Genomic DNA, 4490 nt, shown 5'->3' on the forward strand with positions numbered 1-4490 from the left:
TACCTTCAAAGGGGCCTACAATCCCCGCGGCTTCTAATTGGTCAATAATCCGCCCGGCGCGGTTATACCCCAATTTTAATTTTCTTTGAATAAGGGAAGCCGAACCCTGTTGGGCTGTGACAATGACCTCCGCAGCATCCCGAAACATGGCATCCCGGTCCTCGATGCTGTAATCAATTCCTGTGCCAGAGTCTTCCCCAACATATTCGGGCAACAAATGCGCATCCGGATAGGCCCGTTGTGATCCGATATATTCGGTGATTTTTGCCACTTCGGGGGTGTCTACAAAGGCACATTGCAGGCGAATTATTTCATTCCCCTGGGTGTAGAGCATGTCTCCACGTCCGATAAGCTGGTCTGCCCCCTGTGTATCCAGAATGGTTCTGGAATCAATTTTAGATGTCACCCGGAAGGCGATACGGGCTGGGAAATTCGCTTTGATCAGGCCGGTAATCACATTCACGGACGGGCGTTGTGTCGCGATCACCAGGTGGATGCCAATGGCCCGAGCCAGCTGCGCCAGACGGGCAATAGGCGTTTCCACCTCCTTTCCTGCAGACATAATCAGGTCGGCGAATTCGTCGATAACCAGGACGATATAGGGAAGAAAGCGGTGCCCTTCGTTCGGATTGAGTTTTCGACTCTTGAATTTGACATTGTATTCTTTGATATTCCGAACCATGGCCGCTTTGAGGAGTTCATAGCGGTTGTCCATTTCAATACAAAGCGAATTCAGGGTATGGATGACTTTGGTATTATCTGTAATAATCGCCTCTTCGCTATCCGGGAGTTTGGCCAGAAAATGGCGCTCGATCTTATTGTAGAGCGTCAGTTCCACTTTTTTAGGGTCAACCAGAATAAACTTGACCTCTGCCGGATGTTTTTTATAGAGCAGAGATGAAAGGATGGCGTTAAGCCCGACTGATTTACCCTGCCCGGTGGCGCCGGCCATAAGCAAATGGGGCATTTTAGCCAAATCGACTACAAAGGTTTCATTGCTGATCGTTTTTCCAAAAGCGATTGGCAATTGCATCTCCGCATTCTGAAATTTTTTGGAAGCAATCACGGAGCGCATGGAAACTATTGTGGGTTTCTTGTTCGGAACTTCAATCCCTATGGTACCCTTACCGGGAATTGGAGCAATGATGCGAATTCCAAGGGCAGCCAGTGAGAGGGCGATATCATCTTCCAGGTTTTTGATCTTCGAAATCCGAACGCCGGCTTCAGGCACAATTTCATATAAGGTCACGGTCGGACCAATTGTGGCTTTAATCTGGGCAATACCATTTTTGTAATTTTTAAGGGTATCGACAATTTTATTTTTATTCTCCTCGAGCTCTTCCTGGTTGATGGTGATTCCCCCGCCTCCACCATGGGAATCCAAAAGGTCCAAATGCGGAAACTTATATTTCGGGAGCTCCAGGGTAGGGTCAAATTCCCCGAAATCCTCGACGAGTTTATCGGCCAGGGCATCCGTTTCTTCTACCTCATCTACCGCATGGGACACTTCCATTTGAATTTCCGCTTCATCCGAAGTCACTTCTTTAGTTTCAACTTCGGGTTCCTCTTCAATCACCGGGATGTCTTTTTTGTGTGTGTAGAGATCTGTAGGAGGTGGAGTTTGTGGCGTTTTGTCTGTATTCGGATCTGATTCCAGACTCCCGTATTCTTGAGATTCTTCTGAAACCGGAGACCGATTTGGAATCAGGGTCCCGAGGCCCGAAAAGCTTTTAGCCACCTTTTCCGGTGTAAAATCGAAGAGGCGGACCATAATGACGACCAGGCCCAGAATAAGGAGCAGGAGCACCCCGATTTTACCGGCGTAATCTTGCAGGAATAAATTCATTTCATACCCCACCTGCCCCCCGAGCAACGGATTCTGGGCTGCAAAAAAGCCCAGTGCAATAGAGAGCCAGATCACCAGTACCAGGCCCCAGACCCATCGGGAAAGCAGGCCCTTGGCGGGAATACCCAGAAAAAGATATATTCCCGAAATACAGATCAGGACAGGAAAAATAAACGAGGCCAGCCCGAAGCCTTTGTACATAAAAAAATGACTGATGGAGGCCCCGAATTTGTTCAACAGGTTTTCCGCTGACTTATCCCGGTTGGCAAATTCACTTAGCAGACTTTGGTCTTCCTGCCAGGTGAAGTAAAAAGAGATAAAGCTAAAGAACAGGGCCAGGCTGAGCAAAATCAGCAGGCTCCCCAGAATGATCTTGTTCTGCCTGGAGAGTCCGCGGGGTTTCCTTTTTTTGGATGCCGGAGTTTTGCGTTTTGTTTTGGCCATGCGGTTGTCTTAACAACGGGGCTAAATTACGAATTTACAAAGGAAGCCAACCTCCGGAGGTCAGCTAAAAATCTTCGGAAGGTAAATGATAAGACCTGCGATACCTGCTGCAACTGCCCCAATCAGCACAGCCCCGGCAGAAATGTCCTTTATGTGACCGATTCTGGAATCGCGTTCAGGTTGCACATAATCCGATAGCGCTTCTATAGCCGTATTGACCCCTTCCAGGCCCATGACCATTCCGATTGCAAGCAGCTGGACCACCCACTCCAAAGCACTGATGTGGTAGTACCACCCTGCCAGGCACACGGCAAGGGCGATTACAAATTGCACCTGGATACTCGCTTCAGATTTAAGCAGTATCCAGGCGCCTTTTGCAGCAAATCCGATACTTCGGATCCTGTTGCGGAAATAGGAGGTCTCAGGCATTTTGGATCGCTTCCAGGGCAGCGCTGTAATTGGGTTCATCCACAATTTCAGGGACTTGTTCGGTATAACACACCTTACCCTTAGCGTCGATAACCACTACTGCTCTGGAATGCAAAGGGGCCAGGGGCCCATCAGAAAAGCTCAGGCCGTAAGACGCTCCAAAATTCCCATCCCTGAAATCAGAGAGCATTTCTACATTGTCAATGCCTTCAGCCCCACAGAATCTGGATTGGGCAAAAGGGAGATCCTTGGAAATGCATAAAACCCGGGTGTTTTCCAGCCCGCTGGCTTTTTCGTTAAAGGTTCTGACAGACTGGGCACACGTTCCTGTATCGATACTGGGAAAAATATTTAGCACGAGTTTTTTACCCTGAAAATCATTCAGGCTCGCCATGCTGAGATCACCTCGGGTCATTGTAAAATCGGGAGCCGGGGATCCTGTTTCTGGGAGGGTTCCCATTGTGTGGATTTCACTTCCTTTTAATGTAACAGTAGCCATAATTTGTTTTTTTACGAAGGTATTAAAAAAGGGGTTCTCCCTGAAGTAAGGCGAGGAAAACAAGGAGTCTTTATGAGAATATTTACACTGCTGATTGTGTAGGAATTAATCCGGTCATACCGCCTGGTTTGGGGTGACGAGTTGCTTGATACGGATGCCGAGGGCTGCGAAAAAAAGCGTCATTATCGGACTGAGCCAGTTGAATATTGCAAAGAAGAAGTAATCCGCTACAGGAACTCCCAAAACACCGCTGTGGTAGGCCCCGCATGTATTCCATGGAATCAGGACAGAAGTAACGGTTCCGGAATCTTCGAGGGTCCGACTGAGGTTTTCAGGGGCAAGCCCGCGATCTTCATAGGCTTTGGCGAACATTTTCCCGGGAACTACTATGGCGAGATATTGATCTGAAGCTGTAATGTTCAGGGCCAGACAGCTTCCCACTGTACTTGCGAACAGGCTGAAGGTGGACTTGGCCATGCCCAGGAGTCCCTTGGTAATTCTGGACAGGGCGCCAATTCCATCCATGACACCCCCGAAGACCATGGCGCAAACGATCAGCCAGATTGTCCCCAGCATTCCTGTCATCCCTTTAGCTGTAAACAAAGCATTCAGGGCCGTATTATCGGTTTCGATAGCTGTCGATATAGTAATGGCATTGAGGATCCCTTTGTAACCCGATTCAAAACTCAGGCTATCCGCACCGGTAACCCCGGCAACTACTTCCGGTTGGAAGAACAGGGCGAACAAGCCCCCCAGCAAAGTACCTATAAGCAAAGCCACTAAAGGAGGGGTTTTTCGAATTATCATAAAAATTACCGCCAGGGGTACCAGAAACAACCAGGGTGTGATGTTAAAGGCGGATTCTATGGAGGTCAGGATGCCCTGAGTGTCGGCGCTGCCGGAAGTCTCTATTGAAAACCCAATGATGATAAAAACCGTAAGCGTAATCAATATGGTCGGTATGGTGGTGTAGGTCATATACCGGATATGGTCGAAAAGCTCCCCCCCCGCCATGGCTGGGGCGAGGTTGGTCGTATCGCTGAGAGGGGACATTTTATCCCCAAAATAGGCTCCGGAAAGGATGGCTCCTGCGGTCATCCCCAGGGAAATGCCAAGGGCTTCACCAATTCCCACCAGGGCGATTCCAACGGTTGCGGAGGTCGTCCAGCTGCTGCCGGTAGCGATAGATATAATGGCGCTAATTACCACACAGGCACCGAGAAAGATTGTGGGATTGAGAATCTGAAGGCCGTAATAGATCATTGCGGGAAT

General features: G+C 49.0%; 4 protein-coding genes. All 4 read right to left on the reverse strand.

Translation table 11 applies throughout. The features are described from left to right. On the reverse strand, positions 1–2290 hold a 2290-nt coding region (locus WBV75_RS00350), incomplete at its 3' end, for a DNA translocase FtsK 4TM domain-containing protein (protein ID WP_424118680.1). Between the two features lie 60 nt (positions 2291–2350). Further along, complete coding sequence (locus tag WBV75_RS00355) at positions 2351–2719, reverse strand: diacylglycerol kinase family protein (RefSeq protein WP_424118681.1); 369 nt, start codon at positions 2717–2719, stop codon at positions 2351–2353. Further along, on the reverse strand, positions 2712–3218 hold the full coding sequence (gene tpx / locus WBV75_RS00360) for a thiol peroxidase (protein ID WP_424118682.1): 507 nt from the start codon (positions 3216–3218) through the stop codon (positions 2712–2714). Before tpx ends, WBV75_RS00355 begins: the two co-directional genes overlap by 8 nt. Positions 3219–3332: 114 nt before the next feature. Beyond that, a partial coding sequence (locus tag WBV75_RS00365; protein WP_424118683.1) for a Na+/H+ antiporter NhaC family protein occupies positions 3333–4490 on the reverse strand: 1158 nt, incomplete at its 5' end.

The organism is Robiginitalea sp., assembly GCF_049588695.1.
Classification (GTDB): domain Bacteria; phylum Bacteroidota; class Bacteroidia; order Flavobacteriales; family Flavobacteriaceae; genus Robiginitalea.

Bases quoted from the DNA above. Each gene is read 5' to 3' on its own strand.
- WBV75_RS00355 (WP_424118681.1), bottom strand. From the start codon at position 2,719: ATGCCTGAGACCTCCTATTTCCGCAACAGGATCCGAAGTATCGGATTT.
- tpx (WP_424118682.1), bottom strand. From the start codon at position 3,218: ATGGCTACTGTTACATTAAAAGGAAGTGAAATCCACACAATGGGAACC.